This is a genomic window from Pseudomonas sp. Pseusp21, from assembly GCF_059492145.1.
Genome location: NZ_CP168520.1, coordinates 6,093,933 through 6,119,127, shown reverse-complemented (window position 1 = coordinate 6,119,127; position 25,195 = coordinate 6,093,933). Strand labels below are relative to the sequence as shown.

General features: G+C 60.8%; 24 protein-coding genes and 1 pseudogene. 13 read left to right on the top strand and 12 right to left on the bottom strand.

The window, feature by feature from the left end; genetic code table 11:
• Nucleotides 1-2: 2 nt before the first annotated feature.
• Together ACEN93_RS27840 and ACEN93_RS27835 are read left to right on the top strand one after the other, a co-directional pair.
• Complete coding sequence (locus ACEN93_RS27840; RefSeq protein ID WP_495610779.1) at nt 3-869, top strand: CAP domain-containing protein; 867 nt, start codon at nt 3-5, stop codon at nt 867-869.
• A 403-nt stretch (nt 870-1,272) separates the two neighbouring features.
• Nucleotides 1,273-1,701 (top strand): nuclear transport factor 2 family protein, encoded by a 429-nt coding sequence (locus tag ACEN93_RS27835; RefSeq protein WP_163974653.1) that lies wholly within the window; start codon nt 1,273-1,275, stop codon nt 1,699-1,701.
• A gap of 66 nt (nt 1,702-1,767) precedes the next feature.
• Here ACEN93_RS27835 and mqo read toward each other — a convergent pair whose 3' ends face one another.
• Nucleotides 1,768-3,417, bottom strand: a complete 1,650-nt coding sequence (gene mqo, locus ACEN93_RS27830) for a malate dehydrogenase (quinone) (RefSeq protein ID WP_074687810.1) — start codon at nt 3,415-3,417, stop codon at nt 1,768-1,770.
• 433 nt (nt 3,418-3,850) lie between these two features.
• Between mqo and ACEN93_RS27825 the strand changes: the two genes are divergently transcribed.
• From ACEN93_RS27825 to ACEN93_RS27815, 3 genes are all read left to right on the top strand, one after another.
• A complete protein-coding gene (locus tag ACEN93_RS27825) occupies nt 3,851-4,276 on the top strand; it encodes a nuclear transport factor 2 family protein (protein WP_039770952.1) in 426 nt (141 codons plus the stop codon).
• 159 nt (nt 4,277-4,435) lie between these two features.
• Entirely contained in the window at nt 4,436-5,671 is a 1,236-nt protein-coding gene (locus ACEN93_RS27820; RefSeq protein ID WP_495610778.1) for an AAA family ATPase, read from the top strand.
• Complete coding sequence (locus tag ACEN93_RS27815) at nt 5,668-6,174, top strand: hypothetical protein (RefSeq protein WP_495610777.1); 507 nt, start codon at nt 5,668-5,670, stop codon at nt 6,172-6,174. Before ACEN93_RS27820 ends, ACEN93_RS27815 begins: the two co-directional genes overlap by 4 nt.
• 42 nt (nt 6,175-6,216) lie before the next feature.
• Here the strand turns inward: ACEN93_RS27815 and ACEN93_RS27810 are convergent, their stop codons facing one another.
• Nucleotides 6,217-6,942: a methyl-accepting chemotaxis protein gene (locus ACEN93_RS27810; RefSeq protein ID WP_430736791.1), complete on the bottom strand. Its 726-nt coding sequence runs from the start codon at nt 6,940-6,942 to the stop codon at nt 6,217-6,219.
• A gap of 129 nt (nt 6,943-7,071) precedes the next feature.
• Nucleotides 7,072-7,830 (bottom strand): annotated as a pseudogene (locus ACEN93_RS27805) (MCP four helix bundle domain-containing protein); the annotation flags it as partial.
• A 247-nt stretch (nt 7,831-8,077) separates the two neighbouring features.
• Between ACEN93_RS27805 and ACEN93_RS27800 the strand changes: the two are divergent.
• Together ACEN93_RS27800 and ACEN93_RS27795 are read left to right on the top strand one after the other, a co-directional pair.
• Nucleotides 8,078-8,392 (top strand): DUF2388 domain-containing protein, encoded by a 315-nt coding sequence (locus tag ACEN93_RS27800; protein ID WP_011333537.1) that lies wholly within the window; start codon nt 8,078-8,080, stop codon nt 8,390-8,392.
• Between the two features lie 117 nt (nt 8,393-8,509).
• Nucleotides 8,510-8,914, top strand: a complete 405-nt coding sequence (locus ACEN93_RS27795) for a hypothetical protein (protein ID WP_495610776.1) — start codon at nt 8,510-8,512, stop codon at nt 8,912-8,914.
• On the opposite strand, the gene ligD is transcribed toward ACEN93_RS27795, so the two are convergent.
• The 4 genes from ligD to ACEN93_RS27775 form a co-directional block, all read right to left on the bottom strand.
• Nucleotides 8,915-11,461 (bottom strand): DNA ligase D, encoded by a 2,547-nt coding sequence (gene ligD / locus ACEN93_RS27790; protein ID WP_495610775.1) that lies wholly within the window; start codon nt 11,459-11,461, stop codon nt 8,915-8,917.
• A gap of 17 nt (nt 11,462-11,478) precedes the next feature.
• The gene (locus ACEN93_RS27785; protein WP_414881186.1) at nt 11,479-12,432 is read right to left on the bottom strand and encodes a methyltransferase; all 954 of its coding nucleotides are present in this window, start codon (nt 12,430-12,432) and stop codon (nt 11,479-11,481) included.
• A gap of 11 nt (nt 12,433-12,443) precedes the next feature.
• The gene (locus ACEN93_RS27780) at nt 12,444-13,820 is read right to left on the bottom strand and encodes an iron-containing redox enzyme family protein (RefSeq protein ID WP_495610774.1); all 1,377 of its coding nucleotides are present in this window, start codon (nt 13,818-13,820) and stop codon (nt 12,444-12,446) included.
• A 167-nt stretch (nt 13,821-13,987) separates the two neighbouring features.
• Complete coding sequence (locus ACEN93_RS27775) at nt 13,988-14,713, bottom strand: tellurite resistance TerB family protein (protein WP_085667829.1); 726 nt, start codon at nt 14,711-14,713, stop codon at nt 13,988-13,990.
• 261 nt (nt 14,714-14,974) lie between these two features.
• Here ACEN93_RS27775 and pcsA point away from each other — a divergent pair, with 261 nt between their 5' ends.
• Nucleotides 14,975-15,697, top strand: a complete 723-nt coding sequence (gene pcsA, locus ACEN93_RS27770; RefSeq protein WP_039767868.1) for a phosphatidylcholine synthase — start codon at nt 14,975-14,977, stop codon at nt 15,695-15,697.
• Between the two features lie 63 nt (nt 15,698-15,760).
• Here pcsA and ACEN93_RS27765 read toward each other — a convergent pair whose 3' ends face one another.
• Together ACEN93_RS27765 and ACEN93_RS27760 are read right to left on the bottom strand one after the other, a co-directional pair.
• Nucleotides 15,761-16,573, bottom strand: coding sequence for a class I SAM-dependent methyltransferase (locus ACEN93_RS27765; RefSeq protein WP_039767853.1), 813 nt, complete (start codon nt 16,571-16,573; stop codon nt 15,761-15,763).
• A gap of 25 nt (nt 16,574-16,598) precedes the next feature.
• Nucleotides 16,599-16,871, bottom strand: a complete 273-nt coding sequence (locus tag ACEN93_RS27760) for a DUF4242 domain-containing protein (RefSeq protein WP_039767851.1) — start codon at nt 16,869-16,871, stop codon at nt 16,599-16,601.
• 230 nt (nt 16,872-17,101) lie between these two features.
• Here ACEN93_RS27760 and ACEN93_RS27755 point away from each other — a divergent pair, with 230 nt between their 5' ends.
• On the top strand, nt 17,102-17,563 hold the full coding sequence (locus tag ACEN93_RS27755; RefSeq protein ID WP_039767849.1) for a GNAT family N-acetyltransferase: 462 nt from the start codon (nt 17,102-17,104) through the stop codon (nt 17,561-17,563).
• A gap of 18 nt (nt 17,564-17,581) precedes the next feature.
• Here the strand turns inward: ACEN93_RS27755 and ACEN93_RS27750 are convergent, their stop codons facing one another.
• The 3 genes from ACEN93_RS27750 to ACEN93_RS27740 all read right to left on the bottom strand — a co-directional run bounded on the left by ACEN93_RS27750 (nt 17,582) and on the right by ACEN93_RS27740 (nt 19,553).
• Nucleotides 17,582-18,796, bottom strand: coding sequence for a cytochrome c biogenesis protein DipZ (locus ACEN93_RS27750; protein WP_495610773.1), 1,215 nt, complete (start codon nt 18,794-18,796; stop codon nt 17,582-17,584).
• A 77-nt stretch (nt 18,797-18,873) separates the two neighbouring features.
• Nucleotides 18,874-19,254, bottom strand: coding sequence for a hypothetical protein (locus ACEN93_RS27745; RefSeq protein WP_495610772.1), 381 nt, complete (start codon nt 19,252-19,254; stop codon nt 18,874-18,876).
• Nucleotides 19,255-19,283: 29 nt separating this feature from the next.
• Complete coding sequence (locus ACEN93_RS27740) at nt 19,284-19,553, bottom strand: DUF2790 domain-containing protein (RefSeq protein ID WP_039767844.1); 270 nt, start codon at nt 19,551-19,553, stop codon at nt 19,284-19,286.
• A 306-nt stretch (nt 19,554-19,859) separates the two neighbouring features.
• Between ACEN93_RS27740 and ACEN93_RS27735 the strand changes: the two genes are divergently transcribed.
• The 4 genes from ACEN93_RS27735 (at nt 19,860) to ACEN93_RS27720 (ending at nt 25,195) form a co-directional block, all read left to right on the top strand.
• Entirely contained in the window at nt 19,860-20,600 is a 741-nt protein-coding gene (locus ACEN93_RS27735) for a response regulator (RefSeq protein ID WP_011333526.1), read from the top strand.
• Complete coding sequence (locus ACEN93_RS27730; protein WP_495610771.1) at nt 20,597-21,901, top strand: ATP-binding protein; 1,305 nt, start codon at nt 20,597-20,599, stop codon at nt 21,899-21,901. The genes ACEN93_RS27735 and ACEN93_RS27730 overlap by 4 nt, the downstream gene beginning before the upstream one ends.
• A gap of 92 nt (nt 21,902-21,993) precedes the next feature.
• On the top strand, nt 21,994-24,174 hold the full coding sequence (locus ACEN93_RS27725; protein WP_495610770.1) for a hypothetical protein: 2,181 nt from the start codon (nt 21,994-21,996) through the stop codon (nt 24,172-24,174).
• Nucleotides 24,161-25,195: an NAD(P)/FAD-dependent oxidoreductase gene (locus ACEN93_RS27720; protein ID WP_495610769.1), complete on the top strand. Its 1,035-nt coding sequence runs from the start codon at nt 24,161-24,163 to the stop codon at nt 25,193-25,195. Before ACEN93_RS27725 ends, ACEN93_RS27720 begins: the two co-directional genes overlap by 14 nt.

Here is a 25,195-nt window from a genome sequence, read left to right as displayed (position 1 = left end):
CCATGCGCCACGCCGTACGTTCGTCTCGCTTCGTTTCGCTGTGCCTGTTGATCCTTTCTCCCCTGTTTTCTCCCTCTGCCCACGCCGGCGCCGAGCGGCAACTGGTGGCCGCCATCAACGACTACCGCGCCCATCCGCAACGATGCGACCGACGCCCGGCCCAACGGCTGGCGCCGCTGACGCTGAAGTCGAACCTGGCGTTGCCGGTCGGTTATGGCTATGGCGGTGGATTGCGCGAACGATTGAAGGATTTCGGTTATGCGGCCGTGGCGGTGCGCAGCATCCGGATCGTCGGCGCGCAGGACGCCGAAGAGGCGTTCGAAATGCTGCAAGACGATTACTGCGGCGCGCTGCTCGACGGTCAATACGCCGACATCGGCATCAGCCGCGCCCGCAGCGAATGGCAAGTGGTGCTGGCCCGGCCGGTGCTTGACAGTCGCGTCGGCGACAACCGCAGCGTCGGCAAGGCCTTGCTGGCCGAGGTCAACGCCGCCCGCGCCCGACCGCGCATGTGCGGCCGCCAGCGCTTCGCCGCCGCCCGCCCGTTGAGCTGGAACCCGGCCCTCGGCGCCGCCGCCCAGGGCCACAGCAAGGCCATGGCCTACGGCAACTATTTCGCCCACCGCGACCCGGACGGCGACGGCCCGGCAGATCGCGCCCGTGCGGCCGGCTACCGTGGCCGGCAGATCGGCGAAAACATCGCCGCCGGGCAAAGCTCACCGGGCAAGGCCATGGCCGGCTGGCTGGCCAGCCCCGGACACTGCGCCAACCTGATGAACCCGATGTTCACCCAGGTCGGCGCCGGGTTTGCCAGTGAGGCGCGCAGTGATGAAGGGGTTTACTGGACGATGCTGTTCGGGGCGCCCTGATCCGGTTCCATCCGAAACCGTCGAAGAGCGCTGCAAGTCGCAACTCGACGGCTGATCGTCAGACCGGAGAAATCGTGGCAAGGACGCCGATCATGATGGTCAACACAAGAAAGCCGCCGAGGAAAATCGCCATCTTAGCCATGAAGGCCTCCTGAATACTCAATGTCCGGCGCACCGGGCACTTCGGAATGAAGCGCGTCGCGTATGGCCGAACGGCAGGGCCATTTTGGGCCCGTGGCTGAGATGGTTACAGATGCAGATTCGACAGGAAAAAGCGGATCAGATGGATCGGGTTGGCGCATGGGTCGATATTCAGATCGGTACAGAGGGTTTCCGTTGCGCCGCTTTGATCTAGAGTCATGGGCGCCGCGCCTAAAACAACAAAAAATACAGGAGTGAAACCATGTCCGACCTGAACCTGCACCCCAAAGCCGCCGAATCCCTGAACCGCTGGCACGAGATGATCCGCACCGGCAACCTCAAGGCCCTGCCCGAATTGCTCGATCCCAAAGCGGTGTTCCGCTCGCCCATGGCCCACACGCCTTATCCAGGCGCGCCGGTGGTGTCGATGATCCTCAATACCGTGTTCGAGGTGTTTGAAGACTTCAAATACCACCGTGAACTGGCGACAGCCGATGGCCTGAATGTGGTGCTGGAATTCAGCGCCAAAGTGGGTTCAAAAGAGCTCAAGGGCATCGACATGATCCGCTTCGATGAACAGGGCAAGATCGTCGAGTTCGAGGTGATGGTGCGGCCGCTGAGCGGGTTGCAGGCGTTGGGCGAAGAGATGGGACGGCGGTTGGGAGCTTATCTGGCGGCCGCCAAAGCCTGAAACCCGGACACAAAAAAGCCCACTGACCGTCGCCGGTTCAGTGGGCTTCGTGTGTCTGGCGTCTAGTTACAGAGCCATGTCACGTGCAGCGCTTTCTTTCGGAGCCGGGGCTTTTTCAGCCGAGGCGTCCGCCGCTGGAGCTGCAACCTGGCCAATCACCGGAGGGGTTGGCAGTTGCAGGATCTTGGCGGTGTAAGCCCACTCTTCAGCCACTTTGGCTGGATCGTTGTTCAGCTGGGTGCCGTAGCTTGGAACGATCTGGTGCAGTTTGGCTTGCCACTCAGGGGTAGCGACTTTGTCTTTGAAGACTTTCTGCAGCACGCTCAGCATGATCGGTGCAGCGGTCGATGCGCCTGGCGATGCGCCCAGCAGACCGGCGATGGAGCCGTCTTTCGAAGCAACGATTTCGGTGCCCAGTTTCAGCACGCCGCCAGCGGTTTCATCACGCTTGATGATTTGCACGCGTTGGCCGGCTTGCCACAGGCGCCAGTCTTCGGCTTTGGCGTTCGGGAAGTATTCCTTCAGCGCGTTCAGACGGTCTTCATCCGACAGCATCAGTTGACCGGCCAGGTACTCGACCAGCGGGTATTCCTTGATGCCGACCTTGGTCATAGGCCAGATGTTGTGGGTGGTGGTGGTGGTCAGCAGGTCCAGGTACGAACCTTCTTTCAGGAACTTGGTGCTGAAAGTCGCGAACGGGCCAAACAGGATGACGCGCTTGCCGTCCAGGACACGGGTGTCCAGGTGCGGAACGGACATCGGAGGCGCGCCCACCGAAGCTTTACCGTAGGCCTTGGCCAGGTGCTGTTCGGCGATGGCCGGGTTATCGGTCACCAGGAACGAGCCGCCTACCGGGAAGCCAGCGTATTCCTTGGCTTCTTCGATACCGGACTTCTGCAGCAGGTGCAGGGCACCGCCGCCGGCGCCGATGAACACGAACTTGGCGTCGGTTTCAGTCTTGGTGCCGTCTTTCAGGTTCTTGTAGCTGACGCGCCAGGTGCCATCGGCATTCTTGGTGATGTCCTGTACTTCGCTGGACAGCTTCAAGTTGAAGTTAGGCTTGGTCTGCAGGTAACCGGCGAACTGGCGGGTGATTTCGCCGAAGTTCATGTCGGTACCCAGCGGGCTCCAGGTGGCCGCGATTTTCTGGTTCGGGTCACGCCCTTCCATCATCAGCGGAACCCACTTCTTGATCACAGCCGGGTCTTCGGAGTACTGCATGCCGGCGAACAGCGGGCTCGCTTGCAGGGCTTCGTAGCGTTTTTTCAGGAACTTGATGTTGTCATCGCCCCACACGAAGCTCATGTGCGGAGTGGTGTTGATGAACGAACGAGGGTCCTTCAGGACGCCTTGACGAACCTGCCAGGCCCAGAACTGACGGGAGACCTGGAACGCTTCGTTGATCTCGACGGCTTTCGGGATGGTGACATTGCCCTTGTCGTCTTCCGGGGTGTAGTTCAACTCGGCGAGCGCCGAGTGACCGGTACCGGCGTTGTTCCAGCCGTTGGAGCTTTCCAGGGCGACGCCATCGAGGCGCTCGACCATTTCCATCGACCAGGTCGGTTCCAGCTCATTGATCCACACACCGAGGGTGGTGCTCATGATGCCGCCGCCGATCAGCAGGACGTCGACTTTCTTCGCTTCTTCGGCATTGGCGGAAGACATCCCCATCGCCAAAGCCAGCCCCAGCAAGGCTGTGTTCACTTTTTTAAACATCTGTTGCACCTATGATAAAACGCCTTCCGCCCGCCGCTGTTGTACGTATGAGGTCCCCTCTTTAGCGACACTCAGGCCAGCATCGCGGGTTCCGGCACACTTCAATTTTGACGGGTGGGCACACAAGACCGACAGGCAGTGTCGACCTCAGTTATATGTCCCTTCTGAACTGACTTCTTATCATTATTGGCTTCAGCTACTTGAGCGACAGGGGTTCTGCCTGGCCCGCCGAAAAGCGCACCAGACTGAATTGGGTCAAAACAAGTGGCGCGAAGAATATCACGTCATGGCAAACCCGCGCGTCTGTTCGCGACCGGATAGTTTTCGATTGGTTCCTCAAGCACTTTCTTACACCGATGAATTCCTGCTAAGTTGTACGACGACTGACAAATATTTCGGTCGCTCTCATCACCTACAACAACAAGGAATACCGATGAACAAAACCAGATTGCTGCTCGTTCTCGCCTGCCTCTTCAGCGGTTACGTCGCCGCCGCCCCGGCGGAACAGGATGTCGCCCAGGCCGTCGATCACCTGACCCAGGCGATGCTGCACAAGGACATCGCCGAACTGAACGCCCTGACCGCCGACAACCTCACCTACGGCCACTCCAGCGGCAAGATCCAGGACAAGAAAGCCTTCATCGCCGATATCGAAACCGGCAAGAGCGCGTTCAAGACCCTGGAGATGCAGAACCAGACCATCACCCTGTCCGGGGACACCGCGCTGGTACGCCATCACTTCTCGGCGCAGGCACTGAAAGGCACGGAGGTCGTGCCGACGGAAATCGAGAATTTCCAGATCTGGCAGAAGCAGTCTGGCAAGTGGTTGCTGGTGGGGCGTCAGGCGTACAAGTTCTGATTAAAGTAGAAGGCTCTGGCGAGTACCTCGTCAGAGTTCTCTCCCCTGGTGAGCACTTTACCTACCTGTCCATTTCGCTCCAATTTGCTCCTGCCGTTTGTCCCCTGCCCTGATATGCTGCATCGCTAAACCGTACAAGCTCGTCCTATGGAGTGATCAATGACCCGACTACGCGTCAAGCATTTCGGCCCTATCCGCGATGGTGTGAAGAACAATGGCTGGATAGAGTTCAAACGCGTGACGGTTTTCGTGGGTAACCAAGGCTCCGGGAAGAGCACGCTGGCCAAGCTTTACTCGACATTCTCCTGGATAGAGAAGGCGTTGGTGCGGGGTGATTACGATAAGAAATGGTTTGAAAGAAAGAACAAATTCATCAAACCTTTTTTGACATATCACAGGCTGGAGCACTACATCTCCGATGCAACAGAGATCGAATACGAGGGCGAGGCGTATTCGATTCTTTTCATGTGGGGACTGTTACATATCACTGAATCAAAAGGTGGTAGCTACCATCTGCCTCAGATCATGTACGTGCCTGCCGAGCGAAACTTCATCTCCTATGTCAGACACCCTCGCGAGCTGAAACTGTCCTCGGATTCTCTCAAGGAATTCCTGACCGAATTCGATGCAGCCAAAGCCAATATGAAAGGCACTTTGCTGTTGCCTATCAATCAGGCCGAACTCGAATATGACAAGCTCAACGATATCCTCAATATTCGTGAGTCCGACTACAAACTCAGGTTGGCAGACGCCTCCAGTGGCTTTCAGTCTGCCGTGCCATTGCATCTGGTAAGCCACTACCTGTCCAACGCGGTTCAAGAGCGTAGCGAAGAGCGGCAGGAAACCATGAGCGCCGATGAGCTGGATCGCTTCAGGAAAGAGGTTAAAGAGATCTTTGCCATTGATTCGCTGACAGAAGAACAAAGGCGCATTGCTCTCTCCACGCTGTCCTCCAGATTCAACAAGTCAGCGTTCATCAACATCGTCGAAGAGCCTGAGCAGAACCTTTATCCCCAGTCACAATGGAGCGTTTTGCAGAGTCTTCTGCAATTCAACCAAGGCCGGGCCAACCGCCTGGTGCTGACAACCCACAGCCCATACGTAGTGAATTACCTGACCATTTCGGTACAAGGCAAGCACCTGCAAGACAGCATTCTCCAGAAAAAGCGCCACAAGGATCTACTCCCTAAACTCGCCGCCGTTATTCCTTTGCATGCCTTGCTAGACGCTGAAGAGTTGGCGATATACCAAGCCGATGAAAGAACTGGATCGATCACGAAACTGCCTATGGTTGATGGCATTCCTTCCGATGACAATTTTCTGAACAGATCCTTGCAAGAAGGCAATGATTTATTTGACGCACTCCTCGATATCGAGGAGGAGCTTGAAGGGTGAATTTTCTTGATATCCGCTGCCAGACAGGCCCGTTTACTGATGCCGAATTTGGACTACGCGACGATCAAGAGCACCCTCTCGCTTATGTCGACTTGGACAATTCGAAAGAATGGGTAGCCACGGTATCGAACCCGCTCCAAAGACCGATCGTCTTTACCGCAATTGACAAATGCGTGATCAAAGACGCTGAGGAAATAGGTCGGGATCGATGTGACTGCATGCTGAGGACTGATGACGCGCTGTACCTTGTTGAGTTGAAAGACCGAGATGGAGGGGGCTGGCAAGGACAAGGGATCAAACAATTGGAGTCTACAATTCAATTTTTGATTGATGCACACGGCGAGCAATTCCTGGCTAACCACCACCCCAAAATTGCCTACGTCTGCAACAAAAAGTCCCCCTTCGTTAAACCAGAACTCAATGCGAAGAACCGCTTCAAGAAGTACAACTTCAGATTGAAGGTTGAGGCGACCATTAATGTACGGCGAAAAGCGGATCAGTGATCCGCTGGCTCATCTCACCTTGAGCAGATACTTACATTCCCCTCACAACCGAAACCGGTCCACCGACTGCGCCAGCCGCCCCGCCAGACTCGACAGTTCATCCGTGGTATTCGCCGTCTCGCCGATGACCTTGCTGTTGCCCTCCGACATGCCCGCGATCATCTCCACCTGATGGGCAATTTCGTTGCTGGCCTGGCTCTGTTCGCCGATGGTGCGGGTGATGTCGTTGACCAGTTGCGTGGTGCTCAGGGTGGCGTCGAGGATTTCGCGGATGGCGCGCTCGACGTCGGCGGTGACCGCCATGCCCTTGTCGACCTGGGCGACACCAGCCTCCATGCTGCTGACGGCCTCGCGGGTGCTGTTCTGGATGCGCGCGACCATCGCGGCGATTTCCTGGGTCGAGGCGCTGGTGCGCGCAGCCAGACTGCGCACCTCATCGGCCACCACCGCAAAGCCCCTGCCCTGCTCACCCGCCCGGGCCGCCTCGATGGCGGCGTTAAGCGCCAGCAGGTTGGTCTGGTCGGCGATGCTCTTGATCACCTGAATGATATTGAAGATGCCTTCGGATTCCTGATCGAGGGTGCGGATCACTTGCGCCGATTGCTGGGCGGAACGGGCGATGTCGTCCATGTCGCTGACGACCTGATGGATCACCTGCCCGCCGTTTTTCGCCAATGACTCGGCCTGGCTGGCCATGTTCAGCGCGCGCTCGGCGTGACGGGTGATTTCCTCGATGCTCGCGGTCATCTGGCTCGCGGCGGCGGCCATGGTGCCGGCGGCGGTGCTTTGCTGCTGACTGCTGTCGGCCACCTGATGGCAGCCGTGGCTCAATTGTTCGCTCATGCCGCTGACGCCGTGGGCGTTGCGCCGCACCACGTCGATCATGTCCCGCAGGTCGCGCTGCATCGTGGCCAGCGTGCGGATCAGCGCACTGGCTTCGTCCTTGCCGGACGGTTCGGCGATCGGCTCGCTGAGGTTGCCATGGGCGATGCTTTCGGCGATGCGGCTGGCGGATTTCAGCGGCCCCATGATGCTCAGGATCACCCACCGGCCCTGAGCCAACAGCAGCAACAGACTGGCGACCAGGACAATGCCGAGGGCGATATTGGCATTGTGGATCGCCGCCTCGGTGCCTTCGCTGGTGTGCCGGGTATTGGTTTCGATCAGCTCGCTGAGAGCGGCCATCTGTTCTTCGAGCTGGCTGAATGCGGTATTGAAGGTCCCCAGTTGCTGCTGGGCGCTGTCCGGATCCTCCAGTGCAAGACCGACGATCTGTTCGCCGGCGCTGATGTAGGTGTCGAGGCTGGGCTTGATCTGCTCGAGCGCGGACTTGATCGTGGGATTGACCGGCAGCTTGAGGTTTTCACCCAGCACCTCGCGAAAATGCGCCGCATGCTCTTCGACCGAACTGCGCACCTCGTCCGCCGAACTGGTGCTTTTGCCCAGCCCCACCAGCATCGCCGAATACACGTCCGCGCGCAGGGCGTCGTGCATCATGTCGGCTTCCATGTGGTTGCGCAGCGCGCTCATGCTGACCCCGTTATCACTGACCGCCGAAGCCATCCGCTGGTTGCCCACATAACTGACCAGGCTCACGATCAGCGCCGTCAGCAGGCTGGTCGCAATCAGCAACACCAAACGCAGTTTGATCGACACCGTGATTTCCTCCCAGGCTGCGCCACACGGCGCCTTTCAACGCTTCAGTTAAGCCTATTTCCATGAACCCGCTGCGTTAGAGCGTCTCAGCGTGTTTCGTTACATCCAGTAAAAATGCCGCACTGTGCGACGGTTCTCATTCCGCCCCCTACCGCCTGAGCCGACTTACGGAACTCCCGTGCCCGCCGACACCTCTCACATTATGTGGTACTTCCTTTTCGCTTTACGCTGCTGGAGGAACACCGTCATGCGTCGTTTACTACTGGTTTCGTCTCTTATGCTGTGCCTGCCTTTCGGTTCGGCTTTCGCCCGCGTGGATGCGGGGGATGTCGCCACTTCGGCCGGCGTTTCCGCCTCGCTGTATTCCACGTTCAAGGATCACAAAATGGTGATTCCGGCCCGTGACGACTTGTCGGCATTCGTCGCCAGCGGCGGAACGATCCGTGGCGTGTACCTGGAATCGGTACTGCAGCAGGTGCGTCAGGACAATCCTGGGCTGAACGCCAGCGATGAAGAGCTGGCCAATGCCATCCTGGTTCAGTACGAAGGTCTGTCGCAGTAACCACGGCACGTTCGATGATGATGGTGGCTGACGGACTTGCCACCGTTACGCCCTGCCGATGGACGGCTGGCGAACGACCATGGGCAAAACCGTCGAACGGCCTCTATGATGGAGGCCATGACGATTTCCGCCTCACTCCGCTCCCCTTGCCCGCCGGGTCTGTGCATCTGCGGGCGTGATCCGCTGCTGGATACGCCCGGCGCGGATGTGCGCATCCTGTTGCTGACCCGCGAAGAAGAAAAGCGTCTGCTCGAGCGTCTGGAAAACCTCAAAGACCTCGCCGACCTTGAGCGTCTGCAAGGCAAGATGTTCGATCAGCTCGGGATTCGTGTGCTGATCGCGCCGAAGTTCGGTGAAGTGCGGACTGTGCGCGGAGGCATCGAGATTGAGGTCGAAGAGCTTCCGGGGCTGTGCCGTAAAACCCGAAAAACCATCCCGGCCGCCATCCGCCGTGGCCTGGAAAAAAACCCGCAAGTCGCCTTCGACCTGCTCAACGCCCACGACTTGCTGCGCGACACCTGATCATTTCTTCATGCCCACCCGCTTGCGCATCTCGGCCGTGATGCTTTGCCGGGTTTTCTTCATGTCCGCCCAAGGTTCATCGCCCACGTCCGCCAGCCGTTCGTGAACGTTGTGCACGGTCCATTGATCGGCACCTTTGATCTCGCCGACCTCCTCCCGAAACAGCGGCACCGACACCGGCAACCCTTCACGGGTACGCGCCGCGTAGGCGCAAATGGTGGTGGCGCCCAGGCCGTTGCGCAGGTAATCGATGAAGATCCGCCCTACGCGATTTTTCGGCCCGGACACCGCAGAAAAACGCTCCGGCAACAATTTCGCCATGTGCGTGACGATGGCGTGGCTGAAATCCTTGACCTCGTCCCAGCCATGCTTGCGGGTCAGCGGCACCACCAGATGAATGCCCTTGCCGCCGCTGGTCTTGAGAAACGCCTTGAGGCCCAGCTCATCCAGCACGGTCAGGGTCAGCGCCGTGGCTTCGACCATGCTTTTCCACGGCAGCGCCGGGTCCGGGTCGAGGTCGAGGACAAAACGGTCGGGCTTGTCCAGATCGGTGGTGGTAGCGTTCCAGGTGTGCAGTTCGACCGTGCTCATCTGCACAGCGCCGATCAAGGCTTCGGCGTTGTTGATCAGCATCACCGGCTGGCCGGTCAGTTCCTTGTCCAGCGTGCGGATGCCGGGGATCGCCAGGTTTTCGGCGTTCTTCTGGAAGAACAGCTCACCGGCGATACCGTCCGGCGCGCGCACCAGCGCCACCGGGCGATCCTTGAGCTGCGGCAGAATCCATTCGGCGACGCTGGCGTAATACTCGGCCAGCTGCATTTTGGTGGTGCCACTGCTGGCGTCGATCACTCGGTCGGGATGGGTGATCCGCACCTTGCCGTCGGCCAGGCCGGATTGCGACGGCGCGGTAGATTCAGTCTTTGAAGTCTTCATGGGTTTGGCGCGCTCCTCGGTGATGTCCTTGGCCGGTTTGTCCTCGCGCAAGCCATGAAAAACGGCGTGACGCACCGAGCCGTCCTGGGTCATTTCGGCGAAGGCCACTTCCGCCAGCAAACTCGGCTTGAGCCAGTGCACACCCTTGGCTTCGAACCCTGTGGGCGGGTTGGCCACTGCCGGTTTTTTCACTCGCAACGGTTTCAACTGCGCGAGGATGCTCTTGAGGGTGGTTTCATTGAATCCGGTGCCGACCTTTCCGGCGTAACGCAACTCGCCGCTGTCACGATCATGCAGCCCCAGCAGCAACGCGCCGAATGAACTGCGCGCGCCTTTCGGATCGGTATAGCCGACGATCACGAATTCCTGGCGATGCTTGCACTTGAGCTTGATCCAGTCGCTACTGCGGCGCGACACGTAAGACGAGCCGAGGCGTTTACCGATCAGGCCTTCCATGCGCATCTGGCAGGCGCTGTTGAGCAAGGCCTGCGGGGTTTCGTCGAACGCTTCGGAAAAACGCAGCAGCGGGTCTCGATGCGTTTTCAGCACCGTCGCCAGCGCAGCACGCCGTTCCTCCACGGGCACCTCGCGCAGGTCGACACCGTTCAGATACGGCAGATCAAACAGGTAATAGACGATGTTTTCGCTGCGTCCCGAATCGAACGCGTTTTGCAGGGCCTGAAAATCAGGTACGCCGTCCGCGTCGGCGACCACCATCTCACCATCCAGCCACGCCGACTCCAGGCCCAGCGCCGCCAGGGCTTGCGCCTGTTTCGGCAATTTGTGCGTCCAGTCATGGCCATTGCGAGTGAACAACTGCACCTCATCCTGATCGACGCGCGCCATGATCCGATAGCCGTCGAACTTGATTTCGTATTGCCAATCCCCTTCCGGCGCGCTCTCCACCAGAGTCGCCAGTTGAGGTTTCAACTGCGCCGGGATACTCGCCTTGTGGGCGCCAGTGAGTTTGCCGGAAGCTGGCTTGCGCGGTGCTTTCGCCGGGCCTTTCAGTGGCTTGACCTGCTTCGCACTCAGCCGGGGTTTGTCGACGATCGTGCGCTCGCTGAGCACGCTGTCGGGCTCGGCGACCAGCACGTCGTAATCGCTTTGCGGGCGTGCGGCGCTGTCCTGATGCTTGATCAGAAACCACTGCTCTTTCTTGCCCGGCATGTGGGTGCGCACCAGGTTCCAAACCCCGGCGAGCTTCTCGCCGCGCAGTTCGAATTTGAGCTTGCCCCTGGCGTAGGCTTTCTCCGGGTCTTCCAGCGGAATCCACACGCCGCGATCCCAGACGATCACATCGCCGGCACCGTAATGCCCTTCGGGAATGCTGCCCTCGAACGTCGCGTAATCCAGCGGGTGATCCTCGACGTGCACCGCCAGCCGCTTGACCTTGGGATCCAGCGACGGGCCCTTGGGCACCGCCCAGCTCTTGAGCGCGCCGTCGAGTTCCAGGCGAAAGTCATAATGCAGGTGCGAGGCGTCATGCTTCTGGATGCAAAATTGCAAAGCCTGCTCACCGCCGGGCTTCTTGCCCCGTCGGTGGTCGGCTGCCGGTTCCGAGGTCGCCGAGAAGTCACGCATCCGGTTGTAGTCGTCGAGATTCCTGCTCATCCTGCACCTGCCTTGTTTCAACCTGTTCGAGTCACCGTCAGCGCGACCACGGCAATCCGGTCGACGCGCTGATAGCCGGGATTCAGCAACTCTTCGCCGAACACATCGGGATCGAGTTCGCGGTAGGTCCAGCCGAACCGTTTTTCATCCAGCCGTGGCAATACCGTGTCGAGGAAAGGATCGCGGCCATCGACCATCGCCACGCCGGTGTACAGCAGCAGCGAACCACCGGGGGTCAGGTGATTGAGCGCCTGTTCGACGATGCGCAACGACAGCCCCGCCCCCAGCGTCCCACCGCCATGGCGGTAAGCTCGTCCGGCCGGATCGGCCATGTACGGCGGGTTGGCGACGATCAGGTCGAATTCACCGTCCACGCCTTGCAATACATCACTGGCGCGCACCTCGACGTTGGCCACTTCGGCCAGCGCCGCGTTGATCGTGGTCAGGCGCAGCGCAGCGGGATTGATATCCACCGCCAGCACTTGCGCTTCGCGCCGGGCACGGCCGATCAGGATCGCGCCGACTCCGGCGCCACAACCGATGTCCACCGCACGGTGGATGGGCGCAAAGTTCTGCTGCAAATGGCTGTGAATCAGTTGGGCAAAGCGATAGGTATCCGGGCCGAAGAACACCGAATCGGCGGCATCCGTGGGAAACCCGGAATGCACGAACAGCATGTCATCCAGGCTCGACCAGCGCACCCGGCTCTTCAAGCGTCCGTCGAACGCATCAATCACCTGGGCGTCCTGCAATTGTCGCTGTTCATCGACAGACAGCAGGCCCGGTTCGAACGGGCGCGACCATCCGAACACATCCCGCAGGCAATCGGCGGCCTGCCCTTCGTCGCGCTGGTTGACCCGTTGATGGGTCAGCGGCGTCGGGGTGATGAAACGATAGCCGTCGGCCTGCAGGCGCCGCCCCAGTTGCAGCAGCACCAGATCGTTGGCAGACAGTTGTTCTTCCTGATTCATTGAATATTTCCTTAACGCAGGCCGGATTTGAGTTGGATGAATTGGCGAGTGGCAAGCAGCCCGGCCGGATGCGCGTGCCGGGCCGGCGCGAGCCAGGGGATCAACGTTGCGAACCTGGTGTGTGCGTCCTGCCCTTGCAGTGCCGCATTCAGGCGTTGCACATCGGGGTCCTGCTCGGGCACCTCGATCGGCGCGGGGACTGAGGGGCGGCGGCGGAACGCGACGGTTTTGTCCGCAGAAATCCAGTCACCGGCAATCCAGTCGTGCACCAGTTGTTTTTCATAGGCGCTGAACACGCCGAACATCGCCGCACCGTCGCCATCGATCAATTGCCAGAAGCGGCTGCCCTGTGGATCTTCGTGGCGCTTGATCCAGCCCTTGTCCTGCATGGCCTGCAGGAACCCGGACAGCTGCTGCGGATCGGCCAGCCACTGATTGACGGTCTTGCCTTCGAAGCGGCAATAGTCGGAGTGCATGTGTTGAGCGAACGGACACTTGCGTTCAAGCATCGCCAACAGTTCGCGCTCCAGATCGAACCCCTCGATGATTGCGCGACTGCCCTGTCCCAGGTCATTGAGCCGATAGCCCAGCGATACCCGGCGCAGGAAATCGCTGCGATCAGCCTCCAGAGGCAGCAGATCGAGAACGGCCTGAACGGCTTTTTGCGCATGACCGGTGCTGGCATTGTCGATGGTCACGTGCAGAGTGAAGTAGTAAGGATCGATCCCCAGTTCACTGAGTTCGTAACTGCTGATCAACAGGTGCAGGGGCAGTTGCTCGTAGCCAAGGTTGTAACCGATCACCTCCGGCAAAAAATCCATGCCGCCGGCACCCAGGGCCAATTGCAGCGCGCCTTGCAGATAGCGTTCGTCGGGCAGGGGACTGCTCGGCTCGAGGCCCTGTTCGGCGAGCAGCTGGCGGTAGATCACGACGTGGTTCTGGGCCGGATTGCCCTCGCCCAGTTCTTCCAGATAAGTGCTGATCAGGCTGCTGAAGCGCGGATCGCGCCACTGTCCGAGCAAGCCGTAGAGCCAGGCGCCATCGACCAGTTTGGTCGGCGCCACCGCTTGCAGGAAATACAGCGCATGAGCCTTGCAACTGAAGAACTGCCGCGCGCCTCCAGCCTTGCGTTGTTGCAGATAGTCGGCGTATTGCCGGGCGACATCGGCACAGTGCTCGGCCACCCAGGCATGCCACTGCGCGGGGTCCGATGGCAGCTCATCCTTCAACTGCGCGGCTTGCAGCAGGTGATCTTCCAGAAAGGCGCACGCCAGCGGCTGCGGATGTTCCTCGGATAAAAGTGCTTCATGGATACGCCGCAACCCACCCGGAGAATCGAGCGGACGCGATGGGGCGGGGGCAGCTTGCAGGTGAGTCAGGACAGTCATGGCAATATTCTCGATCGATTGGCAGGACGCTCAGTCACTCGCCTCTAATGAAGCAGAGAGGCTTGGCGCGTCAAAAATTCAATCGGCTTGAAAATTGCCCTGACGGACGGAGCCTTCGGCTCGCTCCTTGCTTGAACGGAACGGTCGAAGGCTTTGAGAGGAGAGGGTCAGGCCGTACCCTTGGCCTGCTGTTCGAGGTGAACCTGCAACTCGGGGTCGATCTGCAACGCCGCTGCCAGTTCATCCAGATAATTGCGCTCGGCGTCCTGCTGATCGTCCACCAGCATCACGCTGGCCAGGTACATCTCGGCGGCCATGGCTGGATCGTTCTGCGCCGCCTGCGCCACTTCGGTGGGATCCAGTGGTTTGGCGACCTCGTCGTCGAGCCATTGCTGCAGGTTCAGGTCATCGGTGTGCTTGCCGATTTCACTGCTGATGAGGTGTTTTTCCGACTCGTCGATCCGCCCGTCAGCCTTGGCCGCCGCGATCAATGCACGCAGAACGGCGTGGCTGTGTTCTTCGACTTGCGGGCCGGACAACAGATCCGCAGTCTGCGGAGTTTGCTGCGGCGCGGCGGACGCCTGGCTGCGTTGCCAGGCTTGATACGCCTGGAAAGCCATCATGCCCAGCGAAGCCAGCGCCGCGTAATTGGTGCCGCCGGACCGACGCTGCGTGCCGCCACCCAGCGCCCCGCCACCGCCGAGCAATCCGCCAAGCAACCCGCCCAGGCCACCCAGCCCTCCGGCAGCAGAACCGCCGCCACTGCCGCCGCCCAGCAGACCGCCGAGCAACCCGCCAAGCCCACCCGCTCCCCCGCCGGCCGACGCGCCACCTGGTTGTCCCGCCGAGGCCTGGCCTCGCAGCAGTTGTTCGAGCAGATCGCTGGTGTTCATGACGTCGTCCTCAGGCAAAGGGGTATGACTGCGTCAGGCAACGATAGCCCTCCTGATGCGTTGCGCCAGCACCGTTTGGCTGACGTGGCCCTGGGGCGAGTGATTCTCCAGAGAAATTTTTCCCCGGCCAGCTAATCTTCACGAATGGGTGAACCTTGACCCGGCCCGACCGGTCGATAGCTGCAACCCCGACCCGGTTGGTCGCCGCCCTTGCTGCCCGAGGGTTTACGCGGCTTGCTGCATTTTCTGGAGAACGCCTTCGTGATATCGACCGTCCACATCGCCAGGCTCAAGGCCTGGGGCGCCCATGGTTTCACCGCGACCGGCGTGGTCACCGCCTTCCTGGCCACCCTTGCCCTGCTGGAAAACCAGCCGATCCACTGCCTGATGTGGCTGGGCGTGGCGCTGATCGTCGACGGCCTCGACGGGGCGCTGGCGCGCAAGGTCAACGTGCAGTCGGTGTTGCCGAGTTTCGACGGATCGATCCTCGATCTGGTGATCGATTACCTGACCTACGTGTTCATCCCGGCGCTGTTCATCTATCGCTACATTCCCCTGCCTGACTACACCCTGCTGCTGACCGTGTCGCTGATTCTGGTGTCGTCGTTGTTCTGCTTCTGCAACGTCAACATGAAGAGCAAGGACAACTACTTCGTCGGCTTCCCCGCCGCCTGGAACGTGGTTGCGTTGTGTCTGTACATCATCGATCCGGGGCCGTGGCTCACCTTCCTGACGGTGATTGGCCTGGCGCTGCTGACCGTGACCCGCATGAAATTCCTGCATCCGTTCCGGGTACGCCGGTTCATGCCGATCAACATTGCGGTGACGGCGATCTGGCTGTTGTGCAGCTTGTCACTGGTGCTGAACCACCCGGTGATCAACCCGCTGGTGATGGGCCTGTGGCTGCTGGCGTCGGCGTACTTTCTCGGCATCTGCATCTGGCGCACGGCGCTGGAGTGGTTTGACAGCGCGCATCTGAAATAGAAGCCCTGTCGCAATCCCTGAGGGAGCGAGCCTGCTCGCTCCCACAGTTGTTTTGCATGACGCTCAGCGTTTGGTTATCACCACCTCCAGATACTCACTCGGCACCACCATCGATTCCGACCCCGCCCGGTTCAGCCCGTCGATCAGTAGCGTCAGGTCTGTTTCCAGCGCCTGCCCGCTCTCCGGCGGCAACGCCGCGAACGCCTTGTGTACCGGGCCGTACCAGTGGCGAAACACATCAATGAAATGCGCCGCCGAGCGATAGCGGAAGTTGAAGTGGCGCCGAGTCACCTGCAACTGAAACTGGCGATCGTCGAAATGCGAATGCAGCCAGGCTTCCGCGCCCCAGTTCGAGGGCGGTTGCGCAACGGGTGGCGGTGGCAGGTAGCGACCGAGGGTCTTGAACATCTGGCCGACGAAGCCTTCCGGCGTCCAGTTGGCCAGGCCGATCCGTCCGCCACGGCGGCAGACCCGCGCCAGCTCCTTGGCCGCTTTCGCCTGATCCGGGGCGAACATCACGCCGAACGTCGACAGCACTGCGTCGAAACTGGAATCGGCAAACGGCAGCGCTTCGGCATCGGCGACCTGAAACGTCACCTCCAGGTGCTCGGCGCGCGCCCGATCCTGGCCGCGTTCCAGCAACGCCGCGACATAGTCGGTGGACGTCACCAGACAACCCCGGCGTGCCGCCGCCAGCGTGGCATTGCCGTTGCCGGCGGCGACATCCAGTACTTCTTCATCGCAGCGCAGGTCGCAGGCCTCGGCGAGGGTTTCGCCGACGATCTGCAGCGTGGTGCCGATCACGGCATAGTCGCCACTGGCCCAGGCGACTTTCTGGCGTTCCTTCAGGGCAGTGAGATCAATGGGGGTACTCATGAATCGGTGCTCCACGGCAGAGGGGTCAATCGGCGGTGGTCGGGTCGATGATGCTCGTCACCCGGGCCACGCTGTTGGCCGGAAATCCCCCACGCCTGGCGTGTTCGCGTACCAGTTCCTCGTTGGGTGCGATGTACACGCAATAGATCTTGTCGGCAGTCACATAACTCTGCAGCCACTGCACCTCTGGCCCGAGTTCACGCAGCACGTTGCAGGACGTTTGCGATACGGCCTTGAGTTCTTGCTCCGATAGCTTTCCGGCTCCTGGAATCTCGCGTTCAATCACGAACTTCGGCATGGCAACCTCGCATTCTTTTTATGGATGTCAGAGCCGTTGGCGGCCCTGCTCGCCCACTATCGCGCGGGCGCTGTCCGGCGTCCCTGCCAATCGTCCGGAGAGCCCGTAAAACCGGGCATTGGCCGATGAATGGCGGGATTTTGTAAAGGCCCCGAAACACTGTCGGAGGGGTTGCCAACGCGCCGGCTGATCGGCTCTCATGCAGGCCCTCACCGGAACGGAATTCGATCATGTCCTTGCGCTTCGAATGGCTCGCCGATCACCTGCAGCACAGCGACACTTACGCGGCGTGGATCCACCGCCAGTTTCACTACGAATATGCCGAGCAACCTTTGGCCGAATGGCTGCGCGAATTTGCCGAGGGCCAGACCAATGGCGACTGGCGTTGCCTGATTGCGCTGGACGGGGATCGACTGCTGGGCGGTGCGGCACTGGCCCGGGCGGATCTGGCCCTTCGACCGGATCTGGGGCCGTGGCTGGCCTGTGTGCTGGTCAGCCCCGAATCACGCGGCCAGGGTCTGGCAGAAAGGCTGATCGAGGGAATTGCTGAGGAGGCGAAAAAACGGGGCCTGCCGCGTTTCTATCTGCACACCCAGAACAAACAGGACTATTACGCCAAACGCGGCTGGACGGTGCTGGAGCGTTTTCACGCCTGGGGCAACGAACAATGGCTCATGGTGCGCGACCTGTGAGCCATTGAGTTTCGCGGTTTACGCAGCAGGCGCCTTGGCCTCTTTGAGCAGCTGCTGAATCATCTGCTCCTGCGCCTGATAACTGCCTTCGCCAAAGTGGGTGTAACGCACCTGCCCCTTGGCGTCGACCAGATAATGCGCCGGCCAGTACTGGTTATCGAAGTTGCGCCAGATCGCGTAGTTGTTGTCGATGGCCACCGGGTAGGTGATGCCAAGCTTCTTCACCTGATCCTTGACGTTGTCGATGATCCGCTCGTAGCCGTATTCCGGGGTGTGCACGCCGATCACCACCAGACCGTCCTTGCCGTACTTCTTCTCCCACTCTTTGACGTACGGCAGGGTGTGCTGGCAGTTGATGCAGTCATACGTCCAGAAGTCCACCAGCACCACTTTGCCGCGCAGGGACTCAGCGGTCAGTTCCGGCGAGTTCAACCACTGCACCGCGCCAGACAGCGACGGCATCGCGCCTTTGCCCGCCTCGTCTTCAGTCGAGTCTGCACGGACTTTGCTGACGAAGTAGTCCACCACTTTCGGCACGTTCTCCAGCACGCTTTTCTCGACCGATGCCACGCCTTGGGACGAGGTATTGGCCAGCAGCACGTTGTCGGTACCGGTGGCGATCACCGCCGCCGTCGCCAGCACCGCAACACCCGCGCCGCGGCGGAACCAGCCAGTGAAAGGAATCGACGGTTTCAGTCGGTTGACCAGGCCGCGACCGGCGAAGATCAGCGTTCCCAGCGACAACGCACTGCCTGCGCCGTAGGCCAGCAGCAACAGGCTGGTCTGGGCGTTGGCGCCTTGCAGCATGGCACCGGTGAGGATCACGCCGAGGATCGGCCCGGCGCACGGCGCCCACAGCAGACCGGTGGCCACGCCGATCATGATCGACGCCATGGGCCCGGTCTTTTTCCGGCTGTCCGGGTCGAGGCGATTGCCCAGCAGCACGAAGGGCCGCGCCAGCCAGTCACCGATGCGCGCGGAAATCAGCGACAGCGCAAACAGCACCATCACCGCCAGCGCAATGTGGCGACCGGTGTTGCTGGCCTCGATCACCCACTCACTGCTGACCACCGCCAGACTGGAGATCACGGCAAAGGTCAGGGCCATGCCGCCGAGAGTCAGCAGGATCGAAGAACGGGTGCGGTCGGCTCCGGCGAACAGAAACGGCACCACCGGCAGGATGCACGGGCTGAGGACAGTCAACAGACCGCCCAGGAAAGCGATGAGAAACATGAGGTTCACCTTTTGAATGAGGGGTGGTCTGTCGACTGGATCGGGGGCCGCCCGTTACGGGCAGCCCCCTTCAATCCTCAAGCCGTCTGGTTGTCCAGCCATTGGCTTTGCGGCGTGCGGCTGGCACCGTTCTCGGCCAGCGTCTGGCCTTGCGGCGTACGGCTGGAGCCGTCGGCAGCCAATGTCTGGCCCTGTGGCGTACGGCTGGAGCCGTCGGCAGCCAATGTCTGGCCCTGTGGCGTGCGGCTGGAGCCGTCGGCAGCCAGTGTTTGGCCTTGTGGTGTGCGGCTGGCGCCGTCGGCGGCGATCAGGCCGTCGCTGCCCGGCTTGGCCACCGGAGCCAGTTGGAAGCAGGTGCTGCTGCCACAGCTGTTCTGTTCGACGGCAGCGTTGGCGTGGGCCGCGACGCCGGCGAGGGAGAAGGCAACAGCGGTCAGATAGCGCGATACGTTGTTCATGGCGATGTTCCTTTTATAGAGGTGGGTAATCAGTTGTCTTCGTTGCAGCCGTCGGCGAATTTGCGGTAGTCGAGCACCTGGGTCTTGCCGGCCGAGTCGAGGTAGGTCAGGCGGGCGTCGACGATGCCGCAGGTCATCGAGTTGTCCTGTTTCAGCGACACCACTTTCTGGATGTCCAGGTGGCTGCCGTAGGAGTAGGTTTGCGGGGTGACATCGGCTTCGGCGCGGGCCGACAGGGTGCAGATGTTCAGAGCGGCAAACAGGCAAGCGGCAGCGATCGATTTGGTCTTGGCGTTCATGGCGTTTTCCTCGGGGCTTCAATGGTTGAATCGTTGATTGGGCCGAGGCGTTCTGTGTGTGCCTCGATGGAGCTCATTTAAAGCTCGCGAGGTATCGCGCATGTGTCGGCAAATGCCGTGTATAAATCGCTACGTATCCGCACGCGCCCGGGATACACAGCGATACAAAACCCTGTAAAAATCCGCTTTTTGCGTCGGTGTGTATCCGTCACAGCGCTGGATACACTGCAATACAAAGGCAGGCAGGCGGCCTCGCGCAGGCTCGATAGACTGCCCGGCAATCCCCTTTGATTGAGGTTTGGCCCCATGGAACATGTCGATCACATCCTGATCGTCGACGACGACCGCGAGATTCGCGAACTGGTCGGCAATTACCTGAAGAAGAACGGCCTGCGCACCACAGTAGTTGCCGATGGCCGGCAGATGCGCAGTTTTCTGGAAGCCAACACCGTCGACCTGATCGTGCTCGATATCATGATGCCCGGCGACGATGGCCTGCTGCTGTGCCGCGAATTGCGCTCGGGCAAACACAAGGCCACGCCGATCCTGATGCTCACCGCGCGCAATGATGAAACCGACCGCATCCTCGGCCTGGAAATGGGCGCCGATGACTACCTGACCAAACCCTTCGCCGCCCGCGAGCTGCTGGCGCGGATCAACGCCGTGCTGCGCCGCACGCGAATGCTGCCGCCGAATCTGGTGGTCACCGAAAGTGGCCGGCTGCTGGCGTTCGGCCGCTGGCAGCTCGACACCTCCGCCCGGCATCTGCTGGACAAGGACGGCACCATGGTCGCGCTCAGTGGCGCGGAATACCGTTTGCTGCGGGTGTTCCTCGACCATCCGCAACGGGTGTTGAGCCGCGACCAGTTGCTGAATCTGACCCAGGGCCGCGACGCCGATCTGTTCGACCGATCCATCGATCTGCTGGTCAGTCGCCTGCGCCAGCGCCTGCTGGATGACGCCCGCGAACCGGCCTACATCAAGACCGTGCGCAGCGAAGGCTATGTGTTCTCGCTGCCGGTCGAAGTCCTCGGAGCCCCCGCATGAATCTCGCCCTGCGCTGGCCGCGCACCCTTGCCTCCCGCTTGTCGCTGATTTTTCTGATCGGGTTGATCCTCGCTCAGGCGCTGTCGTTCGGCGCACAGTATTACGAGCGCTACGAAAGCGCGAAAAACACCATGCTCGGCAACCTCGAAACCGACGTTTCGACCTCGATTGCCATCCTCGACCGTCTGCCCGCCGAAGAACGCCCGATGTGGCTCAAGCGCCTGGCCCGCAAGAATTACGGCTATCTGCTGAGCGAGGGCGAACCGGGCACACCGCTGGACCCGCAGGACGTGCCGATTGCCGTCACCTCGATCACCGATGCGATCGGCGAAGCGTACCCGCTGACCTTCACCGATATTCCCGGCCCGAAAAAACACTTTCAGGGCCACCTGCGCCTGAGCGACGGCAGCCCGGTGACCATCGATGTGCGCCCGTCGATGGTGCCGCTGTCACCGTGGCTGCCGGTGGTGTTGCTCGGGCAACTGGCGCTGATGCTCGCCTGCACCTGGCTGGCGGTGCGCATCGCCATCCGCCCCCTCACCCGCCTCGCCAACGCCGTGGAAACCCTCGACCCCAACGCTCACCCGATCAACCTCGACGAAAAAGGCCCGAACGAAGTGGCCTACGCCGCCCGCGCCTTCAACTCGATGCAGGCGCGCATCGCCGCGTACCTGAAAGAGCGCATGCAACTGCTGGCGGCGATCTCCCACGACCTGCAAACCCCGATCACCCGCATGAAACTGCGGGCGGAGTTCATGGACGATTCGGCCGAGAAAGACAAACTGTGGAACGACCTCGGCGAGATGGAACATCTGGTGCGCGAAGGCGTGGCCTATGCCCGCAGCATCCACGGCTCGACCGAGGAAAGCCGGCGCACCAATCTGGATTCGTTCCTCGACAGCCTGGTGTTCGACTATCAGGACATGGGCAAGGAGGTGCAACTGAGCGGCAAGAGTGACGCAGTCATCGATACCCGCCCCCACGCCTTGCGCCGGGTGCTGGTCAACCTGACCGACAACGCGCTGAAGTTCGCCGGCGCTGCCGAGCTGCTGATTCAACGCGACAGGAACGGCCTCTCGATCAAGGTCATGGATCGCGGCCCGGGCATCGCCGAAGAAGAGCTGGCCCAGGTGATGGAGCCGTTCTACCGCGTGGAGAACTCACGCAACCGCAGCACCGGCGGCACCGGGCTGGGGCTGGCGATCGCCCAGCAACTGGCGCTGGCGCTGGGCGGTTCGCTGACCCTGAGCAATCGTGAAGGTGGCGGATTGTGTGCGGAGCTGAAATTGCCACTGAGCTGAGCGCCAGCGGTCGCTACTGTCAGATCTGACAGTAGCCGGCCGGGCAGAATTATTGTGGGATGACACCTCGCTCAGCCGTTGCGTGGTGATCCATGTCTCTGCTCGAAACTGTCAATCAAGCATGCCGACGGCTCGCGCCGGGTGGCTGGCACTCGCTGTTGCTGGCCCATGGTCTGGACATTCTTGCGGTACCGCTCAAGGCCGAACTGCTCAAACCGCTGCGTATCGATCGGACTGTTCCCGGTTTCGAGGACTTTTGCCCGGCCGGCAATCGGGCGATCGAACCTTCCCGGCCCGCTCAGAGCCTGCTCTTTCATGCATTGGCGTCACCACGGGTCACGCGCGACGCGGGCGGTCAGCCCCTGCAAACGTATCCAACCCCAGCCGAAATCGAGGCGGTGCTGAACTATGTCTTCGGCGTCCAGCCGCCCACGCTCAAGGATTTACAGCGACAAGTCCAGGGCGCACCGCTGGCCGTGGCAGTGTTTGCCAGCGAATACCGTTGCGCCGCCGACACGGTGCATGGTGAGCACGCCGATCTGTGTTTCTCGCGTACAGGCGTTGCCCGGGTAGGCAATACCAGCGAACTGTACTCCCCCGATCTGCGCTCTTTCTTGCCCTTTGTTAGGAATGACGCCTACGGCATTCGCATAATGCCGGTGCGTTACAGCGCCTATATCGCCGTGCAACGCCAAGGAAATCACCATCAGTTCGGACCCATGGACTTTCAGCAGGACATCGATCCCACGCTGAACTTCTGGGTACCGATATACAAGCTGTTCAATGGAAAGGAATGCCTTGCGGGGCTGGATCTGGACGTAAGATTCGAAGCCTTTCATATCAATGAAAAGATTCGCCACATCCATCTGCGTCACAGCGACACCGGCTGGCAAGAACCGGATATTTCCCAATACCCATTTGTCATCACCGATGGTCTGGCAACGCTGGAGGTGGAGCGCGGATCGGGGTCGAGTCTACTGTTGCCCCGGCCCAGACCCAGGCTCGCCGAGCAGGCCCATTACCGGGGCCAGTTGTTGTCATTCACGATGCCCAGGGACTCGGGAGGCATGATCCACGGTCGGTCAATGCTCCACGACGATGGCACGATCGAAGATCTGAACCACCGCGAGGGTGTCGCCGAGCTGGTGAGGCAAGGCGGCTATCGCGCCCTGCACCATCGGGACGGCACGGCCGACGGTTGTATCAGTGCGCACTGCACGTCGCTGGGGCATCTGCAGTCGATACCTGCCTATTCGATCATTGCCCCCCCGGATTTCTTTCCGTTTTGCCACCCGCGCCGCCTGATGCACTGGGCCAGCCAGGTGCCAGCCTTTACCGACCCGAACATCTGGCATGCCCGACTGCAGGCGTTATCGAATGTGCGCTATTGCCCCAACCTGGCACTCAAGGGTCAACCGTTCTCCCCGGAGGATCGAGGAGTCACCGCGATAGTCGGCTTGCCGCACAAGCTTGGCTCAACGCCGTTGGCAGGCACACACCTTCCCGGTATTGATCGCCCTTCTACATTGCCGGACGGCGAAGCCGGGCTTTTCGCCCCCGGGTGGGGGGTGGGCCAGGTTCGCGAGCAGAGCCCGGACGGCAGCTGGATCAACCGTCTCGCCGGTTACCAGATGGCCAGCCCTTTTCCCGAGGATGCAAGAATCTGCGCAGCATTGGGCTCTTTCTGGCCAGGCCTGGCACCCGATTCCGCTCGCATATACGAACCACGCTCCAGCCTGCCCACCATCATCCCGTTGACCGATGCGGAAACCGGAACCGGCAACGTCGCCTGGGACAACCAGCCACCCCCGCAACTGATCCAGAATCAGGGTCGGATGTTCGTCCGCTATCGCGCCTACGAATACAGCGATTACACACAAGTCGCCCTTGAAAACAGATTCTCCCTGCAACAGACCGGCGCAATAACCCAGCAGGAATATCAAGACCGGGTGCTCTCGATGTACCGCGTGTACAACGTACTCGGTGCGGGAACCGACATGACCTTGCGTAATACGTGGCCGTTGCTGTCCTTCATCCGTGTGCAGCGCCCCGACCCGGAACTTGATTCGGCGCAACAGCAGGTCGGCATCGTGTTACGCGGTTGGGTCTTTCGCTTCCTGATATACAAACGTGGCACCGAAAGCATCCCTGTCGAAGACTTCAGATGGAGGGATGTGCAGGTCAAGCAACTGGTACGACTGTTTGCCAGCGCCGAAACGATACTGGTCAAACACGAAAACACCACGTGGCAGCTCGCCCTTGAAGTCCTTTGATGTCGTGGTGATCGGCGGCGGTCCGGCAGGGTCTGCGGCGGCGATCGGTTGCGCACAGCGCGGCTTGCGCGCGGCATTGATCGAGCGTCATGACTTCCCGCGATTTCGCCCCGGTGAAAGCCTGCATCCAGGCATTGAACCTGTTTTGCAGCAACTGGGCGTCGCCGGGCAACTGTGTGCGCAGGATGCGTTGCGCTTCAACGGGTACTGGGTGCAATGGAACGAGCCGTTGCGTTTCAACGGTTTCGGTAGTGACGACAAGGGTCCATGGCAAGGCTTTCAGATTCCCCGTGAAACGCTGGACACGACGTTATTGCAGCACGCCGCAGCGCTGGGAGTGATGGTGCGTCAGCCGTGTCGCGCACTCGCCGTCCTCAGCGAAAAGAACCGCGTGGCCGGTGTGCGAACCGATTCAGGCCCGTTGCACGCCGACTATGTGATCGATGCCAGCGGCGCATCCGCCTGGTTGCATCGACAGCTGAGATTGACCATCCGCCGCTGTTCGCCACGCCTGATTGCCCGCTACGGTTACGTCCGGGGTTGTCCACTCGCTTACCAACACGCACCGCACTTGTCGGCGGGCCCTGCTGGATGGACGTGGATCGCCAGGGTACAGGCGCAATTGACGCACTGGACGCATCTGGCATTCGAAGCGCCAAACCTTGGCCACCCAACCGTGCCGGAACCGCTGCAACACTTGCCCACGCAAGGCGCCATCCACGGCGCCGATGTGACGTGGCGCATCAGCACCGCAGCAGCCGGTGGCGGCTACTTCATGGTCGGCGACGCGGCCAGTCAGCTTGACCCGGCGTCTTCCCATGGCGTGCTCAAGGCCTTGATGACCGGCATGCAAGCCGCGCAGGCGGTGTATGACTGCCTCGGGCAACCCTCTGTCCAAACGTCGGCTCAGCGGCAATACAAACAATGGCTGGGTGACTGGTTCGAGAAGGACATGGCACAACTGCGTCGCTTCTACCGCCTTCATCCTGATCCTCCACGCTGGCTGGCTGCTGACGACTGA

Excerpts from the sequence above, each read along its gene's own strand:
- ACEN93_RS27840 (WP_495610779.1), top strand. The coding sequence starts at position 3 with ATGCGCCACGCCGTACGTTCGTCTCGCTTCGTTTCGCTGTGCCTGTTG.
- ACEN93_RS27835 (WP_163974653.1), top strand. The coding sequence starts at position 1,273 with ATGTCCGACCTGAACCTGCACCCCAAAGCCGCCGAATCCCTGAACCGC.
- mqo (WP_074687810.1), bottom strand. The coding sequence starts at position 3,417 with ATGTTTAAAAAAGTGAACACAGCCTTGCTGGGGCTGGCTTTGGCGATG.
- ACEN93_RS27825 (WP_039770952.1), top strand. The coding sequence starts at position 3,851 with ATGAACAAAACCAGATTGCTGCTCGTTCTCGCCTGCCTCTTCAGCGGT.
- ACEN93_RS27820 (WP_495610778.1), top strand. The coding sequence starts at position 4,436 with ATGACCCGACTACGCGTCAAGCATTTCGGCCCTATCCGCGATGGTGTG.
- ACEN93_RS27810 (WP_430736791.1), bottom strand. The coding sequence starts at position 6,942 with ATGGCCGCCGCCGCGAGCCAGATGACCGCGAGCATCGAGGAAATCACC.
- ACEN93_RS27800 (WP_011333537.1), top strand. The coding sequence starts at position 8,078 with ATGCGTCGTTTACTACTGGTTTCGTCTCTTATGCTGTGCCTGCCTTTC.
- ACEN93_RS27795 (WP_495610776.1), top strand. The coding sequence starts at position 8,510 with ATGACGATTTCCGCCTCACTCCGCTCCCCTTGCCCGCCGGGTCTGTGC.
- ligD (WP_495610775.1), bottom strand. The coding sequence starts at position 11,461 with ATGAGCAGGAATCTCGACGACTACAACCGGATGCGTGACTTCTCGGCG.
- ACEN93_RS27785 (WP_414881186.1), bottom strand. The coding sequence starts at position 12,432 with ATGAATCAGGAAGAACAACTGTCTGCCAACGATCTGGTGCTGCTGCAA.
- ACEN93_RS27780 (WP_495610774.1), bottom strand. The coding sequence starts at position 13,820 with ATGACTGTCCTGACTCACCTGCAAGCTGCCCCCGCCCCATCGCGTCCG.
- ACEN93_RS27775 (WP_085667829.1), bottom strand. The coding sequence starts at position 14,713 with ATGAACACCAGCGATCTGCTCGAACAACTGCTGCGAGGCCAGGCCTCG.
- ACEN93_RS27765 (WP_039767853.1), bottom strand. The coding sequence starts at position 16,573 with ATGAGTACCCCCATTGATCTCACTGCCCTGAAGGAACGCCAGAAAGTC.
- ACEN93_RS27760 (WP_039767851.1), bottom strand. The coding sequence starts at position 16,871 with ATGCCGAAGTTCGTGATTGAACGCGAGATTCCAGGAGCCGGAAAGCTA.
- ACEN93_RS27755 (WP_039767849.1), top strand. The coding sequence starts at position 17,102 with ATGTCCTTGCGCTTCGAATGGCTCGCCGATCACCTGCAGCACAGCGAC.
- ACEN93_RS27750 (WP_495610773.1), bottom strand. The coding sequence starts at position 18,796 with ATGTTTCTCATCGCTTTCCTGGGCGGTCTGTTGACTGTCCTCAGCCCG.
- ACEN93_RS27745 (WP_495610772.1), bottom strand. The coding sequence starts at position 19,254 with ATGAACAACGTATCGCGCTATCTGACCGCTGTTGCCTTCTCCCTCGCC.
- ACEN93_RS27740 (WP_039767844.1), bottom strand. The coding sequence starts at position 19,553 with ATGAACGCCAAGACCAAATCGATCGCTGCCGCTTGCCTGTTTGCCGCT.
- ACEN93_RS27735 (WP_011333526.1), top strand. The coding sequence starts at position 19,860 with ATGGAACATGTCGATCACATCCTGATCGTCGACGACGACCGCGAGATT.
- ACEN93_RS27730 (WP_495610771.1), top strand. The coding sequence starts at position 20,597 with ATGAATCTCGCCCTGCGCTGGCCGCGCACCCTTGCCTCCCGCTTGTCG.
- ACEN93_RS27725 (WP_495610770.1), top strand. The coding sequence starts at position 21,994 with ATGTCTCTGCTCGAAACTGTCAATCAAGCATGCCGACGGCTCGCGCCG.